The organism is Bradyrhizobium sp. Cp5.3 (genome assembly GCF_000426265.1).
GTDB classification, from domain to species: Bacteria; Pseudomonadota; Alphaproteobacteria; order Rhizobiales; family Xanthobacteraceae; genus Bradyrhizobium; species Bradyrhizobium neotropicale.
Genome location: NZ_AUFA01000058.1, coordinates 1 through 20,025 on the forward strand (window position 1 = coordinate 1; position 20,025 = coordinate 20,025).

A 20,025-nucleotide genomic window follows, 5' to 3' on the forward strand; every position below is an offset into this window, starting at 1 on the left:
AGGACAGCTTCGAAACTGCGAAGAACGAACTCGGCCTTGATCACAACGAAACCCGCTCCTGGCATGGCTGGCATCGCCACGTCTCACTCGTCATGCTTGCCTTCGCCACGATGGCCGTCATCCGTCATCGGGCCAACACCGATCCATTGCTCAAAAAAACGCAACCGCGGTCTCGACCAAAGCACCGTTCTTGATCCGCTGGTCGATCCAGGAAATCCGCCGCATCGCCATGAAGCTTGCCCAGCGGCGCATCTCGCACGCCCACATCCTCGCATGGTCATCCTGGCGCAGGGCCCATCAGGCCAACGCGCGCAAGGCCCATCTCAGGCAAAAATTACAACTGTAATGCTAGTCCATGGTCTGCCAGATCGTTCACCGCCAAGCGGCACCTCGATGACGACATTGACGTCATCAGGGGGATTATGACCGATCGCGATCGCGTCGATGTTCATGGCTGCCGCCTATCGCCTGTTCTGCCGGTTCTGCACGAGGTCGTCGACCACGGCGGGGTCGGCCAGGGTCGAGGTGTCGCCGAGGCTGGACGGCTCGTCCTCGGCGATCTTGCGCAGGATGCGGCGCATGATCTTGCCCGAGCGGGTCTTCGGCAGGCCCGGCGCGAACTGGATCAGGTCGGGGGATGCAATCGGGCCGATGTCCTTGCGCACCCAGGCCACCAGCTCCTTGCGCAGCGCCTCGGTCGGCTCAGTGCCGGCCATCAGCGTCACATAGGCATAGATGCCCTGGCCCTTGATGTCGTGGGGATAGCCGACCACAGCGGCTTCCGAGACCGCCTCATGTGCGACCAGCGAACTCTCGACCTCCGCCGTGCCCATGCGGTGGCCACTGACGTTGATGACGTCGTCGACCCGGCCGGTGATCCAGTAATAGCCATCGGCATCCCTGCGGCAGCCGTCGCCGGTGAAGTATTTGTTCTTGTAGGTCGAGAAATAGGTCTGCTCGAACCGGGCGTGATCGCCGTACACCGTGCGCATCTGCCCCGGCCAGGATTTGGTCAGGCACAGATTACCTGATGTCTCGCCTTCCAAGGTCTTGCCGTCGGCGTCGACGATTTCAGGCACCACGCCGAAGAACGGCCGCGTCGCCGAGCCCGGCTTCAATTTGGTCGCGCCCGGCAGCGGCGTGATCAAAATGCCGCCGGTCTCGGTCTGCCACCAGGTGTCGACGATCGGGCAGCGGTCCTCGCCGACCACGCGGTGGTACCACTCCCAGGCCTCCGGATTGATGGGCTCACCGACCGAGCCGAGCAGGCGCAAGGATGCCCGCGAAGTCTTCTTCACCGGCTCGTCGCCGCCCTGCATCAGGGCGCGGATCGCGGTCGGGGCGGTGTAGAAGATGTTGACCTTGTGCTTGTCGATCACCTGCCAGAACCGGGAATTGTCCGGGTAGTTCGGCACACCCTCGAACATCAAGGTGGTCGCGCCGTTGGCCAGCGGCCCATAGAGGATATAGCTGTGGCCGGTGACCCAGCCGACGTCGGCGGTGCACCAGTAGACGTCGCCGTCGTGATAGTCGAGCACGTATTGATGGGTCATCGCGGCGTAGACGAGATAGCCGCCCGAGGTGTGCAGCACGCCCTTCGGCGTGCCGGTCGAACCCGAAGTGTAGAGGATGAACAGCGGATCCTCGGCATGAACAGGCTCGCACGGGCATTCCGTTGTCACCACCTTGGCCGCGTCGTGGTACCAGAGGTCGCGGGTCGGGTTCATGTCGATCTTGCCGCCGGTGCGCTTCACGACCACGACCCAATCAACGCCGCTGGTCTTGGCGATGGCGGCATCGACATTGGCCTTCAGTGGCACCTTGCGGCCGCCGCGCAGGCCCTCGTCGGCGGTGATGACCACCTTGGAGTCGCAATCCTTGATGCGCTGGGCGAGGCTATCAGGCGAGAAGCCGCCGAACACCACCGAGTGGATGGCGCCGATCCGGGCGCAGGCCAGCATCGCGTAGGCGGCCTCCGGGATCATCGGCAGGTAGATCGTGACGCGGTCGCCCTTCTTGACGTTCCTTGTCCGCAAAATGTTGGCCATCTTGCAGACTTCGTCGTGCAGCTCCTGATAGGTGATGTGCCGGGACTCGGAGGGATCATCGCCCTCCCAGATGATCGCGGTCTGGTTGGCGCGCTTGCCCAAATGGCGATCGATGCAGTTCCAGGCGACGTTCAGTACGCCATCCTCGAACCATTTGATCGAGATGTTGCCAGGGGCAAAGGAGACGTTCTCGACCTTGGTGAAGGGCTTGATCCAGCCGAGCCGCTTGCCCTGCTCGCCCCAGAAGGCGTTCGGATCGGACACCGAGCGCGCGTACATCTCGCGGTATTTGGCGTCATCGACATAGGCGCGCTCCGCCCACTCGGCCGACACGTCGTAGATCTTCGCAGGCGTATCCATCAGCCCTCTCCAAACCGGAAATCGTGTCCTTGAGCAGAAATTGCGCGACGACGTCGATCTGATCCGGCGCCATCAATGGCGGCACATGGCCGCAATCGTCGAACTGGAAGACGTTGGCCAGCGGATTGCGCTTGCGCATCTCGGCGGCGAGCTCGAACGACAGCAGATCGGACTGCTTGCCGCGCAGCACCAGCGCCGGCACCTTGATGGCTTCCCAATAATCCCAGCGATTGAGCGCCGCAAACCACGGCAAGCGAAATCCCTTCGCAATGGTCGGATCGCACAGCACCACGTAGCCTTGCTTGCCATCGTCCCAGCGGACGCTGTACTCGGCCAGATGACGCCAATGCTCGTCGGCGAGCTTGCCGTAGGGCGCCAGAACCTTGCGGAAATACGCGTCGGCCTCCTCGATCGTCTTGAACAGTGCGGGCATGTTGCCGATGTACTGGCCGATGCGCTGCAGCCCGGTCGACGACACGAACGGGCCGATATCGTTGATGACGAGCTTGCGCACCATGCTGCCGGAGAAGCCGGCCATGATCATGCCGATCAGGCCGCCGAGCGAGGTGCCGACCCAATCCACTTCGGCAACACCAAGCCGCGCGATCATACTGTTCATGTCAGCGCAATATTGCGGCAGCGCGTAGTGATCAGGATTGCTGATCCAGCCGCTGCGGCCGCGGCCCGGGAGGTCCGGACAGATCACGCGGCGGCCGGCGGCGACCAGCCGCTCAGCGAGATGGTCGAAATCGCGGCCCTGCCGCGTCAGCCCGTGCACGCAGATGATCGGCCGCTTGTCGTCGAGCGGCCCCCAATCGGTGTAGGCAATCCGGTGGAAGCCTGACGGCGACAGGCCGAGCACGATGTCCTCGCGGTCAGGCTGACGCCGCCGCAATCTGTCACCTCGAACCCTCAATGCCGTCTGTTTCAATGCGTCAAACATCCTGCCTTCTGGCAAACCACGACATGAATGTATGCCATGTATTGCGCCGCCGACCCGTACGCCTCATTTGCGCTTCGTCAGGGCGCCCCCTTACGATTTCCAATTCTTGCGCATCTCTTCGAAGTTGTCGATCATGCGCTGCTTGATCAGGCTGAATACCTCGGCGCCATTTCCGAGAACACTGCTCAATTGGCCCCTCCTCTTCGTTCGGCGGGAGAATGAGCCTGTCGTTGCGTTCGATGATTGCTGTCCACAGCGAGCCGAAATTGTGCAGAGCGGCATCCGTCTCAATGTGATCCGCAACGTCCGGCCGCGGGGCGAGCTGAAGCGCGTGACGCTCGAGGGCGATCTCGGCGATCTCGGCGTTGTCAGGTGGCGCCGTATCGTGGAGAAGATGATCCTCGCCGAGCGTCACAAGCTGGAGCGCATCAACGTGGAAGCGTGCACATGACTTCGCAGCAAAATATCGATCACATCCAGACCACCCATATCGGCAGTTTGCCGCGACCGCATGAGCTGCTCGATCTCATGAAGGTCAGGCTCAGCGGGCAACCTTATGACAAAACCAAGTTTCATGAGGTTTTGACCAAGACGGTCGCCAACAGTATCCGCAAGCAGGTCGAATGCGGCATTGAGATCGTTTCTGACGGCGAATTTTCCAAGCCCGGTTTCTTCACTTATATCCAGGATCGCCTCGAAGGTTACGAGGCGCGGCCAAACCAGAAGCTTGTCCTGTTTCAGAAGGAAGTAGAGGCGTTCCCGGAATATTATGCCGAGTATTTCAAGACGGCGATGTTGGGTGGCGCACTCGTTCCGATCACGCCGGTCGTCTGCACGGGTCCTGTCAAATACCGAGGCGAGAAATTGCTTCGAATCGACATCGACAATGCGAAGGCGGCAGCGAAGACTGCAGGTATTCCGGATCATCATGTGTTCTTGCCTGCGACGGCCCCGTCAGGTGTCGGCATCAACGAGTACTACAAGTCAGACGAAGAGTATTTCCATGCGCTCGCCGACGAGCTGAACAAGGAATACCGGACGATCGTGGCCGCAGGGCTCCTCGTTCAAGTTGATGATCCCTTCCTGCCCGACATCTTCTTCGAACCTGGGCTTGACGAGCCGCAAAAGAAGCGGCGGGCGCAGATCTATGTCGAAGCAACCAACCGCGCGCTTCGAGGCATTCCTCCCAATATGGTGCGTTTCCATACCTGCTATGGTATCAACGAAGGTCCGCGTCTCTATGAAGCGGCCTTGTCCGACATCATCGAGTACGTCCTGAAGATCAATGCCGGCAGCTACAGCTTTGAAGCGGCCAATCCGCGTCACGAGCACGAATATCATCTGTTCGAGCGCGTGAAATTGCCGGAAGGTAAGGTGATCTGCCCAGGCGTCATCACCCACGCCAGCAACATCGTCGAGCATCCCGAGTTGATTGCCGAGCGCATCCTGCGCTTCGCCAAGCTGGTTGGCCGGGAAAACGTCATCGCGGGCGCTGACTGCGGTTTCTCATCTCAGGCCCTGTACCGCACCGAGGTGCATGACTCGGTCGTTTGGGAGAAGTTCAAGGCGATGCGCCAGGGCGCGGACCTCGCCACCAAAGCGCTCTGGAAATAGACGGCTCGCACGATGCCAATCAGAGAGGCGGCGGCTGATCAAACTCCTGAAACACCATCATCCGGTCGGCGCCGGGTTTGGTGACGAGCAGCTCCTTGATCAGAATTGTTCCCCTGGCCGGCCTCCAACCGCCCGCGCCGGGTCGACTTGCCGCACCCCGAGGGGCCAAGTAGCATCGAGAAAACGATCGGACTCGTCTACCGAGAAGCTGACGCAGTCGGTCGTCCTCTCGATCAGCCGCAAGATGGACGAGACAGACATCCATACGCCGTTGACGCCAAAGAGGCTGGACGACGGTTCGAAGTGACCAGCCGGCAAATAAGTGGGCCGCCGTGGCATATTCAGACGCATGCTCGCCTGCCCGTGCTAAATGCCCCAGTGTTTTTCAAAAAAGCTCGAGAACCCATTGCCACGCGCGGCGCGGTGCTTGTTTACAAGACGCTTGGCGCCCCCCCCAGCAAAGGCGTCGGACCTGGTCGATCACCTTATAAGATGGAAGATGACATCGCGCTGATCGAACCCTCATTCCTCAGGTGCGCGGTCCGACAAGAAGCCGAAGCTGATGATATTTCAAGCTGGGACACAACCATGAGCTGACGTCGGGCTAACTGCCTCACACCGCGCGGTTCTGCACCGGCGCGCGACCTCCGCCATCCGCAACCAGCACCGCGCCTGTCACGAATGAAGCTTCGTCCGAAGCAAGAAACAAGCAACACGCTGCAATCTCTGCAGGCTGAGCCAAGCGGCCCAGCGCGATCCGCCTGGCGGTGGTCTCGAACTCGATTTCCGGGTTGGTGTTGTTTTGGCGCGCGGCGAGCTGCATTTCATACTCGCTCATCGGCGTCCGCACCCACCCCGGCGCAACCGCATTCGCCCTTACGCCGTAGATGCCCCCTGCATGGGCCAGCGAACGAGTATACGCGACCACCGCCGCCTTGCTGGCAGCATAACTCGTGCTGTCCGGGCTCGAATTAAATGCGGCGACCGACGCCATGTTAACGATCGCGCCTCCATGCCGCTGCAACAACGGCAACGCCGCACGACACACGGCCATTGTTCCCGTCACATTAACGGCAAAGGTTTTGGCCCACACATCGTCGGTAACCGTTTCGGGCCGATCCGGCACGATGATGCCTGCCGCGTTGACGACAATATCGAGCTGATCGTCACAAGCCTGTACCGCAGCCTCAACATCCTCGGTCCGAGTGACATCGCCATGAACGGGCTTACCCCCGATTTGCGCGGCGAGATCATCGAGTAACGATCCGCCCAACCCGAAAGCCACCACACTCGCGCCATGGCTGGCAAACAATTTGGCTGTCGCCCACCCGATGCCGGTCGCCGCACCCGTGATCAAGGCGCGGCGTCCCTTGAGCCGTTGCATCAAATGCTTCTCCATTGCCTTTCAACTGCGAACCCGGTTTCCGGCAACGTCGATCCTCCATCGACCACAATGGTCTGGCCGGTGACGTACTTGGCCTGCTCTGACGCCAGATAAAGCATCGCAAAAGCGATATCGTCAGCTTCGCCCATGTGTCCTATCGGCACGAAATGTCCGATGCGCCGCATGTTGTCCGGATGGCTCATGGTGCCGCGTCCGGGCTTGGCGATGAAGCCGGCCTCGACGCCATTGACGGTGATACCCTCACGCGCGAGTTCGAAGGCCGCGCCGCGCAGAAACGCATTGACGCCGGCCTTCGCCGCCGAATAATGCGCGCCGCCGCCCATTGCCACGCGTGCAGAAACTGACGACGTCACCAGAATGCGGCCTCCTCGGCTGTGTCGCATATGAGGGACTGCCGCCTGTGTCAGCCAGATCGCAGCCTTCAGGTTGAGCGACAGCACCTGGTCCAGCTGGTGCTGGTCCAGTTCCTCCAGCGACGCCCACAGGCATCCCCCGGCGTTATGCACCAGGATATCTAGCCGCTCGTGCTGGTTGGCGACGTGATCGACCAACCCATGCAAACCCTCCCGATCGAGGTGTTCGAATGGGACAGCTTCGACCTTCAGGTCCCGCGCCTTCAGGGACGCGGCCAATTCCTCGGCAACATCGACCGTACGATTGGCCGCGACGACGCTGGCACCGGCTTCAGCGAAGCGCGTGACGATCGCCGCGCCGATCCCTCGCCCGCCGCCCGTCACCAGCGCGACTTTTCCCGTCAAGTCGAATGGTCGAACACCTGTCATCAGACCACGGATGCCTTCCGCAACAGCTTGACGAAACGCTCGAACACGTCGGCATGTCGTGCGACGTCGGCGGCCTCGGTCGCCGGACACATCAGGAACATCGTGTGGAACGGAGTCACAAGGATGCCTTCGTTGATGTAGAATGCATGCAGCAGCGTTTCGAGGTTTGCGCGCCGACCGGCAATGACGTCAGCGCCGCTTTTCGGCGGCGACGGCATGAACATGATCTCCGCGCGTGCGCCGACCTGGGTGACATGCCACGGTAGTTGATGGGCACTGATAATCACCCGTGCGTCCTCGGCTAACCGCGACGCGAGACCGATCATGATCTCGTAATTTGCCGGGGTCAGCACCTCGGATAGCACCGCGCGCATTGTCGCAACGGTCAGCGCGTTGCCAGCGAGCGTTCCGCCGATGCCCAGATGCGCGGATTGCCGGATTCGCGGATTGACGCGCGGGACGAGTTTCCACACCCGTTCCGCAATCTCCCGTGTCAGGCCGAACAATGCGGCGGGAATACCGCCCGCGATCGCCTTGCCGGCGACCAGAATGTCCGGCTCGAGCCCATGCAGCGCAGTATAACCGCCCGGTCCTGAAGACAGGGTATGCGTCTCGTCGATCACCAGGACAGAGCCGGTCCGGCGCGTCATGTCGCGAACCGCCGCGTGGAAGCCCTCCAGCGGAGGGATCATGCCGAAGTTTGTCATGATCGGCTCCATGAGCACGCAGGCGACGTCGCCTTCAGCAAGCCCCTTTTCGAGAGCCTCAAGATCGTTGAACTCGACGACCTTGGAAACGGCTCCGTGATCGACCCCGTTGGGATGGATCATATTGCGAAGACCGACCTTGCCGTCGCGAAGTTCGACATGAGCCTCCTCGACGCCGCCATGATAGCAGCCCGAGAAGACGAGCACCTTCCTGCGGCCGGTGATCATCCGCGCAATCCGGATCGCGCCGCGATTGGCATCTGTCGCGGAGGTCGTCAGGGTCCAGTATGGAAGACCGAAGCGCCGGGTCAGTTCCTCGCCGACCCACAGGCTGTCTTCAGTCGGCAGCATCATGGTGGTGCCGCGCGCCAATTGCATGTGAGCGGCTCGCAACACGGGTGCCGGCGTATGCCCGCACATGGCGCCGGTGTCGCCAAGACAGAAATCGACATATGCGCGACCATCAATGTCCTGGAGGCGAGCGCCCTGCGCCGACTCGACATAGATCGGGAAGCCACCCGCCCACCGGCGCATCCAGTGGGATGGACCGCCAAACAGGTAATGTTGCTGGCCCTTCTGCCAAGCCGCGGCGGATCTCGGATGGTCGTTCAGGAAGCGGGCCTGTTCGGCATCGAGCAAAGCGTCGATCGTCTGATCTTCTGCTTTCGTCATCGTCATAAGGCGATCCATGCGGTCTTGAGATCGGTATATTCGTCCAGCGCGTGAAGCGACTTGTCACGACCGAAACCGGATTGCTTGAAACCGCCGAGAGGAACGGTGATATCGGCGCCGCCGTACGTATTGACATGAACGACGCCGGCTCTGGTCGATCTGATCATGCGATGCGCCGTCGACAGGTTCGACGTCCAGACTGCGGAGGCCAATCCGTAGGGCGTCGCATTGGCCAGGCGAACCGCGTCCTCCTCGCCATCGAAGCGCATGATGGCGAGTACCGGCCCGAACACCTCTTGCTGTGCCAGGGTCATGCCGGTCGCGACATCGACAAAAACGGCTGGCGCCATGTAGTAGCCGCCGGTTTCAGCATGCAGCCGTTCACCGCCACATAATCGTCGGCCACCCTCCTGCTCGGCTTGCGCGACAAAATCGAGATTCTTGCGAAGCTGTACGTCGCTGGAAATGGCGCCGACGTCGGAGCGGACATCAAGGGGATCGCCAATCTTCAGGCGGGTGACGATCGAGATCAGTTCATCGACGAACTTGTCGTAAATCGACGATTGTACAAGTAGCCGCGAGCCAGCGACACAGACCTGCCCTGAATTGCGAAATATGCCATGCGCGGATACTTTGGCGGCTTCTTTCAGATCCGGCGCGTCGGCAAAGACGATGTTCGGCGATTTGCCGCCAAGTTCGAGATGGACGCGCTTGAGGTTGGATCGCCCAGCATAGTCCAGAAGACGCCGACCCACGACACCGGACCCGGTGAAAGCAATGGCGTCCACGTCCAGGTGCAAGCCCAGCGCTTCGCCGGCCGTTGCGCCGCGTCCCGTCACCACATTGAGGACGCCATCGGGCAATCCCGCCTCGCTGGCCAGTTGCGCCAAGCGCAGCAGGCTGAGCGAGGCGATCTCCGGCGGCTTGATCACAACGGAGTTGCCGGTCGCGAGAGCTGGCGCAATCTTCCAGGCGCCGATCATCAGCGGAAAGTTCCAAGGCACGATCACGCCGATAACGCCAAGCGGCTCGCGCAGCACCAGTGCCAGCGTTTGCGGCGCAGTCGGCGCAACCTCGCCATAAACCTTGTCGATGGCCTCGGCGTAATAACGGATCGTTGCCGCCGCAGACAATGGCTCGGCCTTGTAGGCCATGCCGATTTCGGTGCCATTGTCGCGCACGCCGAGTACGGCGAGCTCCATCGCGTGCTTTTCGATCAGATCGGCGAATCGCGACAGAACCTTCTTGCGATGCGCAGGCGCGGTGTGTGACCATCCGCCACGCTCGAAAGCCTCCCGCGCCACCGCAACGGCGTGGTGGATATCGGCAGAATCACCGTCGGCAATGGTGGTCAATACGCGCCCGTCGATCGGCGAGATCGTATCGAGTAGCGCTCCGCGTGCTGCCGGCACCGTCCGTCCGCCGATGAACAGGCCCTGCGGCGCGACCGGCATTCTCCGGTAATGATCGATCTCTAGCTGCAGCTGTCGTTCGGCCACCGTGCCCTCTCGATCATGGCTGCGCGGCAGGGTACCCGCGCCTTCGATCCGAAGGCGGCTGGGAAGCCCGTGCATGACGCATCGGCTCGGATCATTATATGAACCGAGGGTTCATATATAGACTTGCAGCGCCTGTGCTTCGATGTCAAGTTGCGCGCGACATGAGCACCGTCGAAAAGGCGATATCGTTGCTAGACTTCTTCACCGAAGATGCCCCCGAATGGGGCCTCTCCGAACTGGCACGGCAGGCGAAATTCGACAAAGCCACGACGCGCCGATTGCTCGTCGCGCTTGCCCGGTCGGGATTCGTCGAACAGCACGCCGTAACCCGACGCTATCAGCTCGGCGCGGGAGTGCTGCGCCTGGCGCGCGTGCGCGAATCGCATTTTCCGCTGCTGCAGGTGTCCGTGCCGATCGTCCGTGATATCGCGGTCCTGACCGACGAGACAGTTCACCTGTCGGAATTCGGCGTGCGCGGGCTCGTGACCGTCCACGTCCAGGAATCGACAAAGGCAAATCGCGTCAGCGTCGCGATCGGCCAGATCTTGCCACTGCATGCAACCGCGTCCGGCATCGCCTTCCTCGCATTCTCACCACCCGAACTCGTGAAGTCGTATTTGCGCAAGCCCCTCACCGCCTTTACGCAGCACACCCTGGTGCAGCCGGCGCGGCTCGGCGAGGTGATCAAGGCCGCGGCCGGACAAGGCTATTCGCGCGGCGAGCAGGGCTACGAGGACGGTGTTTTCAGTATCGCTGCGCCGATTCTCGGACTCGATGGTTACGCGATCGGATCGGTGGCTATCGCCATGCCGCAATCACGAACCACGAAGGCGATCACCGATCTCCACGTCAAGGCCGTCCGTGACGCAGCGGACCATATTTCGGCTCAACTCTTCGGCGAACGGCCTGTGCCGCGGCGATCTCATATCGCCTGACGGATGCATGGTCCGCAAGGCCGGACGTCCTCTCGAGCAAGAAAGCGTTCCTCATGCGAGACACCAACTTCCTGATCGAGAACAACGCCAAGGCCATCTGGCATCCAATGGCACACCCTGCCGACATGCGCGCCCGTCCGCCAAAGGTGATGATGAGGGGCTCCGGCGTGCACGTCTCGGACATCGAGGGACGAACCCTGCTCGATGCCGTCGCAGGATTGTGGAACGTTAACCTGGGCTACAGTTGCGATCCGATCAAGAGGGCCATATCCGAGCAGATGGATGCGCTTCCCTATTACTCCGGTTTTCGCGGGACCTCGACCGGGCCATCGATACAGCTTGCATATGAGCTTGCCGAGTGGTTCGAGCCGGAAGGAATGGTTCGTAGCTTCTTTACATCTGGCGGATCGGACTCCGTCGAAACGGCGCTGCGTCTCGCGCGCCAGTACTGGAAGATCAAGGGGCAGAGCGACCGTACCAAGTTTCTGGCGCTCAAGAGAGGCTATCACGGCACCCATTTCGGCGCGGCTTCGGTCAATGGCAACGCCAATTTCCGCCGCAACTACGAGCCGCTCTTGCCGGGTGTGTTCCACATCCCGGCCCCATGGACCTATCGCAATCCATTCAACGAAACCGATCCGGCCAAGCTCGCCGAACTCTGCGCTGCTGCACTCGCAGACGAAATCGAATTCCAGGGCGGCGACACCATCGCCGCATTCATCATGGAGCCGGTCCTCGGCGCCGGCGGCGTGATCGTGCCTCATGAGAGTTTCATGAAGCTGGTTCGCGAGATCTGCGACAAGCACGGCATCCTGATGATCTCCGACGAGGTTGTGACCGGTTTCGGCCGCACCGGCGCATGGTCGGGCGCACGCCTATGGGGCGTGAAGCCGGATATGATGACGATCGCCAAGGCGATCACGTCGGGTTATTTCCCGCTCGGTGCCACGCTGATCGGCGAGAAAATGGCGGAGGTCTTCGAAGCCGACAAATCGGGCCTCGCATCGATCGGACATGGCTATACATATTCGGGACATCCCGTCGGGTGTGCGGCGGGCATTGCCGCGCTCGCCGAAACGCGCCGGCTGAGGCTCAACGAAAATGCCGCTGCACGGGGCTCCGAATTGAGGCAGGCGCTTCTTGCGCTGCAGTCCAGGCATCCGATCGTCGGCGATGTGCGCGGCCAGGGACTGATGGCGGCTCTCGAGCTCGTCGAGGATCAAACCACCAAGAAGCCCTTGGACAAGGCGAAAATGGCCGATGTGGCCGCAGCGACCTATGAAGCCGACGTGATGATCCGGGTGTCCGGCAACAACATCATTCTATCACCGCCGCTGATCGTCAGCGCAGCCGACGTCGAGAAGATCGCAGTGGCGCTTGATGTAGGTCTTTTGTCGGCGGTTTGAGCTGTCCCGCGTTCCGGACGGACATGCAGGCGCAGGATGATCAGCGTTGCCGACGCTGCCGGCCGCGCACAATGTTGGACGACACCGAGCGCGATGCAAGTGAGCGGATCAGAGAGCGCAGGGAGGGCAGGCTCGTCCCTCGTCACCGGCTCGGCGCCGCTATCTGCCTCCCGCAATGCCCTCCTCCGATTTCCGACAAAGGACGAATGGCCGCGGGTGCCGTTAATTCGTTGACAATGAAATAATCTGAAGGCTAGATGATGCGGTCTCGTACCTCGGTGCGAGAGGCAAAGAAACGAGCGCATGGCAATATCCGCATGAGCGATTTGAATTCGAGCCACGCGTTCGAAGTGCAATTTGCCGCCGCCATGCGGACTGCTCCCCCGACTTCCGCTCATAGAGATACGTCTTGATTCCGCGATCAAGTCACCCGCGCAAGCGGGACTTTGATGATCGCGCAGGACCCGATCAGTAAAAACCACACGCGAGAGGAAATACGATGCCGCTCAAACTAAATCGCCGTCAGCTGGTCAAGCTCGGCGGAGCCGCAGCCCTCATGCATGGGGCACCCCGGGTGTCCCTGGCCCAAGGCAAAAGCCGCGTAATTCGCGCTGTCATGCATACGGCGCTGCGTGTGACGGATCCACTGGTCGTGCCCGCATGGACGACCCGAAATCACGGTTACAACATCTATGACACGCTGTTCTCGATGGACAGCAAGTTGAACTACAAGCCGCAGATGGTCGATTCCTTCGACGTCTCCGGCGATGGCTTGACCTATACGTTTCATCTGCGCAGCGGTCTGAAATTCCATGACGGCGCGCCGGTGACGTCGGAAGACGTGATCGCTTCGCTCAAGCGCTGGGGCGCGCGCGATCAGATGGGCATTGAGTTGATCGCCTCGACGGGCGAGTTGACCGCGGTTGATCGGCAAACGTTTCGCCTCGTGCTGAAGCGCCCGTTCGGACACGTCCTGGCGGCCCTCGGCAAGCCCTCGTCGGCGGTGCCTTTCATCATGCCTGCGCGGATCGCAGCAACGCCACCGTCGCAGCAGATCACCGAGTACGTCGGTTCGGGCCCGTTCCGCTTCGTGCCCGGCGAGTTCAAGCCCGGGATCAAGGCGGTCTACGAGCGCAATCCGGACTACCTCGCCCGTCCCGAGCCGGCTGACGGCCTCGCTGGCGGAAAGCTCGTCAAGGTCGATCGCTATGAGTGGATTCACATTGCCGATTTCCAGACCTCGCTCAACGCTCTTGTCAACAACGAGATCGATTACTTCGAGAACCCCACCCACGAGATGATCCCCGATGCCGACAAGCTCGGCGTCAAGCTGTTCGACTACAACCCGGCAGGCTTCTCCGGGTACTGTCGACCCAACTGGTTATCGCCCCTGATCGCCAAGCAGGAAATCCGCCAGGCCATCTTCCATGCCACCAATCAGCGGGACTGGCTGGATGCCCAGATTGGCGATCCGAAATACTATCGCGCTTCATCGGCGATGTTCGTTCCCGACATGCCCTATGGGACCGAAGCCGGCTGGAACACCAACGCGGACGTCGCCGCGGCGAAAGCCTTGCTCACAAAGGGGGGATACAAGGGCGAACCGATCACGCTTGTTCAAGTGTCGGACGCGCCGATCATATCGCCATTGGTTGATGTGACGGCTCAGGCGCTTCGTCAGATCGGCATGAACGTCAAGCTCGTATCGCTGGATTGGCTGTCCGTGCTGGCACGCCGCGCCAAACAGGAATCCGGCGAGCAGGGAGGCTGGGACCTCGTGCACGCCACGCAGGCCGCCGTTGATATCTTCAACCCCATCATCAACGCTCACGTGATGACGATCGGCAAGACCGGGCCGTTCGGCTGGGCAGAAGACAAGCCACTGATGGATCTTCGACAATCGTTCATCGACGAAACCGATCTCGCCAAACAAAAGGCGATCGCCGAGACCATCCAGCAACGCGCCTACGAAGTCGTCACCCACATTCCGACCGGCATGTTCCGGCAGCCTGCGATGCATCGACCGAATCTGTCCGGATTTATTCCAGCGCTCGTTCCGGTGTTCTGGAACGTCGAAAAGGCCTAGTGCTTGCTGTGGCACGACAGGCTTGCGGTGCCATCAATCGATGATCGCAAGCCTGCACCATTGTATGACGTCGGCGGATGCGGGCGTGGAAGACCGTTTCGCCAGAGAAAGATCATCGCCATATGCCCCGCTTGATGTCCGGCTTTCCGCCCGCTCCCGAGCAGCAGGTCACTCTGGCCAATTGGCGCAAGCATCCGTTCAGTCGTTGGGCATTTCGCAACGTCCGCCAGCTTATTCCGACGGCGCCCATTCGTCCGGCCACGAGCCCTACGCCATTGACCGAGGACTTGCGGCATATCGAGACCATCGCGTTTGAAGGCCTTGATGGAAAGGAGACGACCGTACACGAGGCGCGGCCTGCGAGCTTCACTGACGGTATGCTGGTGCTGCGAGGCGGACGAATCGTCAGCGAGTGGTATGACAACGGTCTCGACGCCGTCACGCCGCACCTCTGCTTCTCGGTGAGCAAGTCCATTCTTGGAACGCTCGCCGGCATTTTGGCCGACCGGGAGATCATCGATCCGGATGCGATGGTGATCGAATATCTGCCGGAGGTGAAGGGCAGCGCCTACGAAACCGCCAGACTGAGGCATCTGCTCGATATGACGGTCGGCACCAGCTACCACGAGGAATTCAACAATCCATCGCCGGACTTGTTGCGCTACCGCGCCGCGACCGGCTGGGACCCGCAGCAGCCGGGCATGCCCGCCCCCGACCTGCGCAAATTCCTGCCGACCGTGCCGATCGGCAGCGACGTGCACGGCGCGAAGGTAAACTATGTGACGCCCAACACCGATACGCTGGGCTGGCTGTTTGAGCGGGCGAGCGGCCGCCCTTATGCTCAGCTTGTCGGTGAATTCCTATGGGGTCCGATGGGAGCAGAGACGGAAGGCAGCATGACTGTCGACCCGTTCGGTATGGCCCGACCAGGCGGCGGCATCTCGGCGACACTGCGCGATCTCGCGCGCTTCGGAGAAATGATGCGCCGACGTGGACTTGCCAACGGCAACCAGGTCGTTCCCGGCTGGTGGGTCGATGATATCCGCCGCAACGGCAGCGTGGATGTCTGGAAGCGCGGCTGCATGACGGACGCCTTCCCGATCGCCCGGTACCGCAGCAAGTGGTATAATCTCGGCGCACCGGGCAGCGCGATTTTCTGCGGCGTCGGCATTCATGGTCAGTGGATCTATGTCGACGAGAGCGCAGAGACCGTGATTGCCCGCTTTTCGTCACAGCCTGATCCGATGGACCTCTCCCTCGATCATATGTGGTTACGTGGTTACGAGGCGATTGCGCGCCATCTTGCCTCTTAGCCGATCGTTCTGGATACCGCTGGAGTGACCACAATGGTATGGCTTGTGCTGCGCCGGCTGTTGTCGGTCGTTCCGGTTCTGGTCGTGGTCTCGATCATCGTGTTTCTGGCCTTGAGGCTGGGCCCCGGCGATCCTGCCGCCATACTTGCCGGTGACAGTGCAACACCGGAGATGATCGCCGCGATGCGGGCCCATCTCGGGCTCGATCAATCATTGCCGCAGCAATTCGTTCATTGGATCGTTCAGATCGCCCATGGCGACCTGGGGCGCTCGATCACGTCCAACCAGCCGGTCACGACGCTCGTAGCCTCACGGCTTGAGCCCACTCTGGCATTGGCGATCGCCACGATCGTGTTTTCCATCCTCGTCGCAACCCCACTCGGCGTGCTTGCCGCCTGGCGACGCGGCTCGTGGATCGATACGTTGGCCAGCGGCGGCGCGGTGCTCGGGTTCGCATTGCCTGCATTCGTTACCGGCTACATGCTTGTCTTCGTATTCGCGCTCAAGCTGCAGTGGCTCCCGGTGCAAGGTTTCGTCCCCATTTCCGAGGGCATCTGGCCATTCGCCCGTCACCTAATCCTGCCGACCCTGACACTCAGCACCATCTACATTGCGCTGATCATGCGAGTGACCCGCGCGAGCATGCTCGAAATACTCGGTGAGGATTTTATCCGTACTGCGCGTGCCAAAGGCATGCCCGAACGCGTCGTATTGTTTCGCCATGCGTTGGGCAATTCGGCGATCCCCATCCTGTCCGTGATCGGCATCGGCATTGCCCTCCTGCTCGGCGGCGTCGTCGTCACCGAGAGCGTCTTCAGCTTTCCGGGGCTCGGCCGCCTTACCGTGGAAGCGGTTGTTGCGCGCGACTACCCTGTCGTTCAAGGCATCATCATTCTGTTCAGCGGCGTATACGTTCTGATCAATCTCGCGGTCGATATCAGTTACGCCATCTTCGATCCGAGGATCAGCTATTGAGCGTTGCGGCGGCCAGTCCAGGGTTTCTTCAAAACACGGCAAGGATCATGCGTCGTCATCCCGGGCTGATGTTCGGGCTGTTCGTCGTAGGAGCCATGGTCGTGCTTGCCGTAGCCGCTCCGTGGCTGCATACGGTCGATCCGACGCATATCCGTCCCCGGATGAGACTGAAGCCCCCGTCGGGCGAGTTCTGGTTCGGTACGGACGCGACGGGGCGCGACTTATGGAGCCGAATTGCCTTTGGATCGCGGGTCTCCCTGATTGTCGGTGCGTCGGTCGCGTCGATTTCACTCGTGATCGGCCTCGCTATCGGCATGGTCGCCGGCGTGCTACGCAAGCTCGACGGCATCATCATGCGCATCATGGACGGTGTGATGGCCATACCGGCCATCCTGCTCGCCATTATGGTCGTCAGCCTGTTCGGTACGAACCTTCAGACGGTGATCATCGCGATCACGCTACCTGAAATCCCGCGCGTCGTGCGGTTGACCCGAAGTGTGGTGCTCACGGTCCGCGGTGAAGCGTACGTGGAAGCTGCCGTGAGCATGGGGACTCCGACGCTGATGCTGATGATCCGGCACATTCTTCCAAACATTCTGGCGCCGGTGATCGTGCAGGCGACATTCACGGCGTCGGCGGCGATCCTTATCGAAGCATCGCTATCCTTCCTCGGCATCGGGACACCGAGCGAAATTCCGAGCTGGGGCAACATCATGGCTGACGGCCGCAATTACTTCCAGGCTGCGCCGCAACTGATTATTCTGCCGGGCCTATTGGTTGCACTCACGGTGCTTGCCGTGAATTGCCTGGGAGACGGCTTACGCGATCTTCTCGACCCGCGGTTTGCAAAGTCGATTGGAGATGCGCGATGACCGATTGCGTTCTTTCCATTGAACATCTTTCGATTGCCGTCACCGGTTCGTCGGAAGGCAAGACCGTGGTCACCGACGCGAGCCTCTCGGTCGGCCGGAAGGAAATCGTCTGCGTTGTCGGCGAGTCGGGGTCGGGAAAGTCCGTCACCTCCTTCTCGGTGATGGGAATTCTCCCGCCAGGTCTTGCTCCTGTCGCCGGTTCGATCAAGTTGCTCGGGGAGGAATTGATCGGCGCATCGATGAGCCGCATGCGGGATCTGCGTGGCTTCCGCATGGCAATGATTTTCCAAGAGCCGATGACGGCGCTCAACCCCGTGATGACCGTCGGCGAGCAGATCGCGGAGATTTTCAGGTACCACAAACCTAAACTGTCCGAACCGGAAATCCAGCACCAAGTACGATCACTCGCCGCCGACGTTCGATTGCCCGATCCGGCAAATATCGTGCGCCGATATCCACACCAGCTTTCAGGTGGGCAGCGCCAGCGCATCATGATCGCCATGGCGCTGGCGCTCGAGCCATTGCTCTTGATCGCCGACGAGCCCACGACGGCGCTGGATGTTACCACGCAGAAGCAAATTCTGGATCTGATCCGTGACCTCGTCGCGCGGCGCGGCATTGGAGTGCTCTTCATCACCCATGATTTCGGCGTCGTCGCCGAGATCGCCGATCGTGTGGTCGTCATGCGCGCCGGAAGCGTTATTGAATCCGGCCAGGCACGCATTGTTCTGACGCAACCCGAGCAAGACTACACACGCTCGCTCATCGACGCCGTCCCCGGCAGCAGGTTGCCCGAAGCGCGCGAGGTGGCCGATCAGGTGCTCTTGCGCGTGGAGAAGCTGACCAAGACCTATGGTTCCTCAGGACTGTTCGGTGTGCGACGCAAGGTCATACCCGCTTTGCAGAATGCATCGCTGACACTGCGGAAGGGCGAAATTCTGGGAATTGTCGGCGAATCGGGCTCCGGCAAATCGACGCTGGCGCGGTGTATCAGCCGGCTGCAAACACCGACGTCCGGCGACATCTGGCTCGGCGACGCCAACATCGCCCAGCTGCACGAGCGCAAGCTTCGACGTCATCGCAGGGGCATTCAGGTCGTCTTCCAGGACCCGAATCGGTCGCTCAATCCGCGTCTGCGAATTGGCGAGGCCTTGGTCGAAGGGGCGCGGAATTTCGGGGTCGGTGCGCGCGAGGCGCGCGAGAGATGCCGGCGGTTGCTGGACCTTGTGGGAATGGATGAAAGCGCGCTGGGCCGATTTCCGCACCAGTTTTCCGGTGGTCAGCGGCAGCGCATCTGTATCGCGCGCGCGCTGGCCAGCGAGCCGGACATTCTCGTAGCCGACGAGGCGGTCTCAGCACTTGACGTCTCGGTGCAAGCCCAAGTCCTTGAACTGTTGGAAGATTTGAGAAAGCGCCTGGGACTGGCGATTATCTTCATTACCCATGATCTTCGCGTCGCCGGACAGCTTTGCGACCGGCTGATTGTCATGCAGTCCGGGAAAATCGTCGAACAGGGACCGACCGGGAAGCTTTTCACTGAACCGCGCGAGGACTACACCCGCAAGCTGCTGGCGGCCGCGCCCGGCCGGGAGTTCCTTGCGGGCGTCCAGAAAGCGTGAGATGTCTCGATGCTGCTGCGGCTTTGAGATTGAAGCCCCTTGGTCTGTTGGCTCCGGCCCGCAGTGAGAAGCGGCCTAAAGCTTCAAGGGCAGAATCACGATAGTTACTTGCGTTTGGAGCGCATTCTGCGAACCGGGCCTTCGGCTCGAAATGCCAGTCCCGGGACGGCGGGCCTCACCTGAGAGGCAGCCGCCGCAAGCCAGGAGATCATGTTGAGCACGAGAAAGCAGACCAAGAGAATCTCGGGCACCAAGGCGGCCCACGCGACCAAAACGGTTTCCAGGCCCCACAAGCTCGGTTCGATCGGGTCGCTGGATGACTTCATTCCCTACAAGCTATCGGTGGTCGCCAATCGCGTATCGCAATCGATCGGGCGCCTGTTCGAAACCCAATTCAACCTGCAGATGCCCGAATGGCGCATCCTCATGGCGCTGTACGCCTATGGGACGCTGTCGTTCATCGAGGTAGTCGAGCGCACCAGCATGGACAAGGCGCGCGTTTCGCGCGCCCAACGCCGCCTGGTTGACCTGAAGATGATCACCCTGCAGAACGATCCCAACGACGGGCGGCGAATATTTCTATCCATCACCCGGGACGGCGCGAAGATGTGCAAGAGCATCTTGCCTGAAGCGGCTCGTACACAGGCCTGGTTCCTCGAGGGTCTGTCAGACACTGAGCAATCGCAACTGGATATCATCCTGAACAAGCTGATGGTGCGCAGTCAGTTGCTGCAAGGATCCAGCGCGCCATTCGAAACCGCCGACGATGGCGACACGTGACGCCGTAAC

Annotated in this window: 17 protein-coding genes and 2 pseudogenes; 12 read left to right on the forward strand and 7 right to left on the reverse strand. The window is 61.1% G+C overall.

The annotated features are described in order from the left end of the window. Both K289_RS46575 and K289_RS51920 read left to right on the forward strand, forming a co-directional pair. Positions 1-194, forward strand: a pseudogene (locus K289_RS46575) (IS701 family transposase); the annotation flags it as partial. Further along, positions 191-346, forward strand: a complete 156-nt coding sequence (locus K289_RS51920; RefSeq protein ID WP_164719132.1) for a hypothetical protein — start codon at positions 191-193, stop codon at positions 344-346. The pseudogene K289_RS46575 and the gene K289_RS51920, both read left to right, overlap by 4 nt. Before the next feature lie 25 nt (positions 347-371). Here the strand turns inward: K289_RS51920 and K289_RS51040 are convergent. The 3 genes and pseudogenes from K289_RS51040 to K289_RS46580 form a co-directional block, all read right to left on the reverse strand. Further along, positions 372-452 (reverse strand): annotated as a pseudogene (locus K289_RS51040) (inorganic pyrophosphatase); the annotation flags it as partial. A 9-nt stretch (positions 453-461) separates the two neighbouring features. Further along, a complete protein-coding gene (gene acs, locus K289_RS0137005) occupies positions 462-2,408 on the reverse strand; it encodes an acetate--CoA ligase (RefSeq protein ID WP_027556017.1) in 1,947 nt (648 codons plus the stop codon). After that, positions 2,344-3,303 carry an alpha/beta fold hydrolase gene (locus K289_RS46580; RefSeq protein WP_063614267.1) on the reverse strand — a complete coding sequence of 320 codons (960 nt, stop codon included), beginning with the start codon at positions 3,301-3,303 and terminating at the stop codon, positions 2,344-2,346. Before K289_RS46580 ends, acs begins: the two co-directional genes overlap by 65 nt. A gap of 316 nt (positions 3,304-3,619) precedes the next feature. On the opposite strand from K289_RS46580, the gene K289_RS0137020 reads away from it, so the two are divergent. After that, entirely contained in the window at positions 3,620-3,802 is a 183-nt protein-coding gene (locus K289_RS0137020) for a hypothetical protein (RefSeq protein ID WP_027556018.1), read from the forward strand. After that, positions 3,799-4,965 (forward strand): cobalamin-independent methionine synthase II family protein, encoded by a 1,167-nt coding sequence (locus tag K289_RS0137025; protein ID WP_035687333.1) that lies wholly within the window; start codon positions 3,799-3,801, stop codon positions 4,963-4,965. The genes K289_RS0137020 and K289_RS0137025 overlap by 4 nt, the downstream gene beginning before the upstream one ends. A gap of 613 nt (positions 4,966-5,578) precedes the next feature. On the opposite strand, the gene K289_RS0137035 is transcribed toward K289_RS0137025, so the two are convergent. From K289_RS0137035 to K289_RS0137050, 4 genes are read right to left on the reverse strand one after another with little or no spacing between them, the layout of a single operon-like run. Further along, positions 5,579-6,349, reverse strand: coding sequence for an SDR family NAD(P)-dependent oxidoreductase (locus tag K289_RS0137035; RefSeq protein ID WP_027556021.1), 771 nt, complete (start codon positions 6,347-6,349; stop codon positions 5,579-5,581). Further along, entirely contained in the window at positions 6,349-7,128 is a 780-nt protein-coding gene (locus K289_RS0137040; RefSeq protein WP_245284104.1) for an SDR family oxidoreductase, read from the reverse strand. Before K289_RS0137040 ends, K289_RS0137035 begins: the two co-directional genes overlap by 1 nt. Before the next feature lie 23 nt (positions 7,129-7,151). Continuing rightward, the gene (locus tag K289_RS0137045) at positions 7,152-8,537 is read right to left on the reverse strand and encodes a transaminase (RefSeq protein ID WP_084788878.1); all 1,386 of its coding nucleotides are present in this window, start codon (positions 8,535-8,537) and stop codon (positions 7,152-7,154) included. Then, positions 8,534-10,015: an aldehyde dehydrogenase gene (locus K289_RS0137050; RefSeq protein ID WP_198024852.1), complete on the reverse strand. Its 1,482-nt coding sequence runs from the start codon at positions 10,013-10,015 to the stop codon at positions 8,534-8,536. Before K289_RS0137050 ends, K289_RS0137045 begins: the two co-directional genes overlap by 4 nt. A 176-nt stretch (positions 10,016-10,191) precedes the next feature. On the opposite strand from K289_RS0137050, the gene K289_RS0137055 reads away from it, so the two are divergent. From K289_RS0137055 to K289_RS46585, 8 genes are all read left to right on the forward strand, one after another. After that, positions 10,192-10,965, forward strand: coding sequence for an IclR family transcriptional regulator (locus K289_RS0137055; RefSeq protein ID WP_027556025.1), 774 nt, complete (start codon positions 10,192-10,194; stop codon positions 10,963-10,965). A gap of 53 nt (positions 10,966-11,018) precedes the next feature. Beyond that, positions 11,019-12,371: an aminotransferase class III-fold pyridoxal phosphate-dependent enzyme gene (locus K289_RS0137060; protein WP_027556026.1), complete on the forward strand. Its 1,353-nt coding sequence runs from the start codon at positions 11,019-11,021 to the stop codon at positions 12,369-12,371. A gap of 634 nt (positions 12,372-13,005) precedes the next feature. Next, entirely contained in the window at positions 13,006-14,457 is a 1,452-nt protein-coding gene (locus K289_RS0137065; protein ID WP_245284105.1) for an ABC transporter substrate-binding protein, read from the forward strand. Positions 14,458-14,534: 77 nt separating this feature from the next. After that, positions 14,535-15,770, forward strand: a complete 1,236-nt coding sequence (locus K289_RS0137070; RefSeq protein WP_084788880.1) for a serine hydrolase — start codon at positions 14,535-14,537, stop codon at positions 15,768-15,770. Between the two features lie 33 nt (positions 15,771-15,803). Next, positions 15,804-16,745: an ABC transporter permease gene (locus K289_RS0137075; RefSeq protein WP_027556029.1), complete on the forward strand. Its 942-nt coding sequence runs from the start codon at positions 15,804-15,806 to the stop codon at positions 16,743-16,745. Then, positions 16,742-17,617, forward strand: a complete 876-nt coding sequence (locus K289_RS0137080) for an ABC transporter permease (protein WP_027556030.1) — start codon at positions 16,742-16,744, stop codon at positions 17,615-17,617. The genes K289_RS0137075 and K289_RS0137080 overlap by 4 nt, the downstream gene beginning before the upstream one ends. Further along, positions 17,614-19,236, forward strand: coding sequence for an ABC transporter ATP-binding protein (locus tag K289_RS0137085; RefSeq protein ID WP_027556031.1), 1,623 nt, complete (start codon positions 17,614-17,616; stop codon positions 19,234-19,236). The genes K289_RS0137080 and K289_RS0137085 overlap by 4 nt, the downstream gene beginning before the upstream one ends. 213 nt (positions 19,237-19,449) lie before the next feature. Next, positions 19,450-20,016, forward strand: a complete 567-nt coding sequence (locus tag K289_RS46585; protein WP_198024851.1) for a MarR family winged helix-turn-helix transcriptional regulator — start codon at positions 19,450-19,452, stop codon at positions 20,014-20,016. Positions 20,017-20,025 lie beyond the last annotated feature (9 nt).

Excerpts from the sequence above, each read along its gene's own strand:
- K289_RS0137055 (WP_027556025.1), top strand. The coding sequence starts at position 10,192 with ATGAGCACCGTCGAAAAGGCGATATCGTTGCTAGACTTCTTCACCGAA.
- K289_RS0137060 (WP_027556026.1), top strand. The coding sequence starts at position 11,019 with ATGCGAGACACCAACTTCCTGATCGAGAACAACGCCAAGGCCATCTGG.
- K289_RS0137075 (WP_027556029.1), top strand. The coding sequence starts at position 15,804 with ATGGTATGGCTTGTGCTGCGCCGGCTGTTGTCGGTCGTTCCGGTTCTG.
- K289_RS0137035 (WP_027556021.1), bottom strand. The coding sequence starts at position 6,349 with ATGCAACGGCTCAAGGGACGCCGCGCCTTGATCACGGGTGCGGCGACC.
- acs (WP_027556017.1), bottom strand. The coding sequence starts at position 2,408 with ATGGATACGCCTGCGAAGATCTACGACGTGTCGGCCGAGTGGGCGGAG.
- K289_RS0137070 (WP_084788880.1), top strand. The coding sequence starts at position 14,535 with ATGCGGGCGTGGAAGACCGTTTCGCCAGAGAAAGATCATCGCCATATG.
- K289_RS0137045 (WP_084788878.1), bottom strand. The coding sequence starts at position 8,537 with ATGACGATGACGAAAGCAGAAGATCAGACGATCGACGCTTTGCTCGAT.
- K289_RS0137025 (WP_035687333.1), top strand. The coding sequence starts at position 3,799 with ATGACTTCGCAGCAAAATATCGATCACATCCAGACCACCCATATCGGC.
- K289_RS0137085 (WP_027556031.1), top strand. The coding sequence starts at position 17,614 with ATGACCGATTGCGTTCTTTCCATTGAACATCTTTCGATTGCCGTCACC.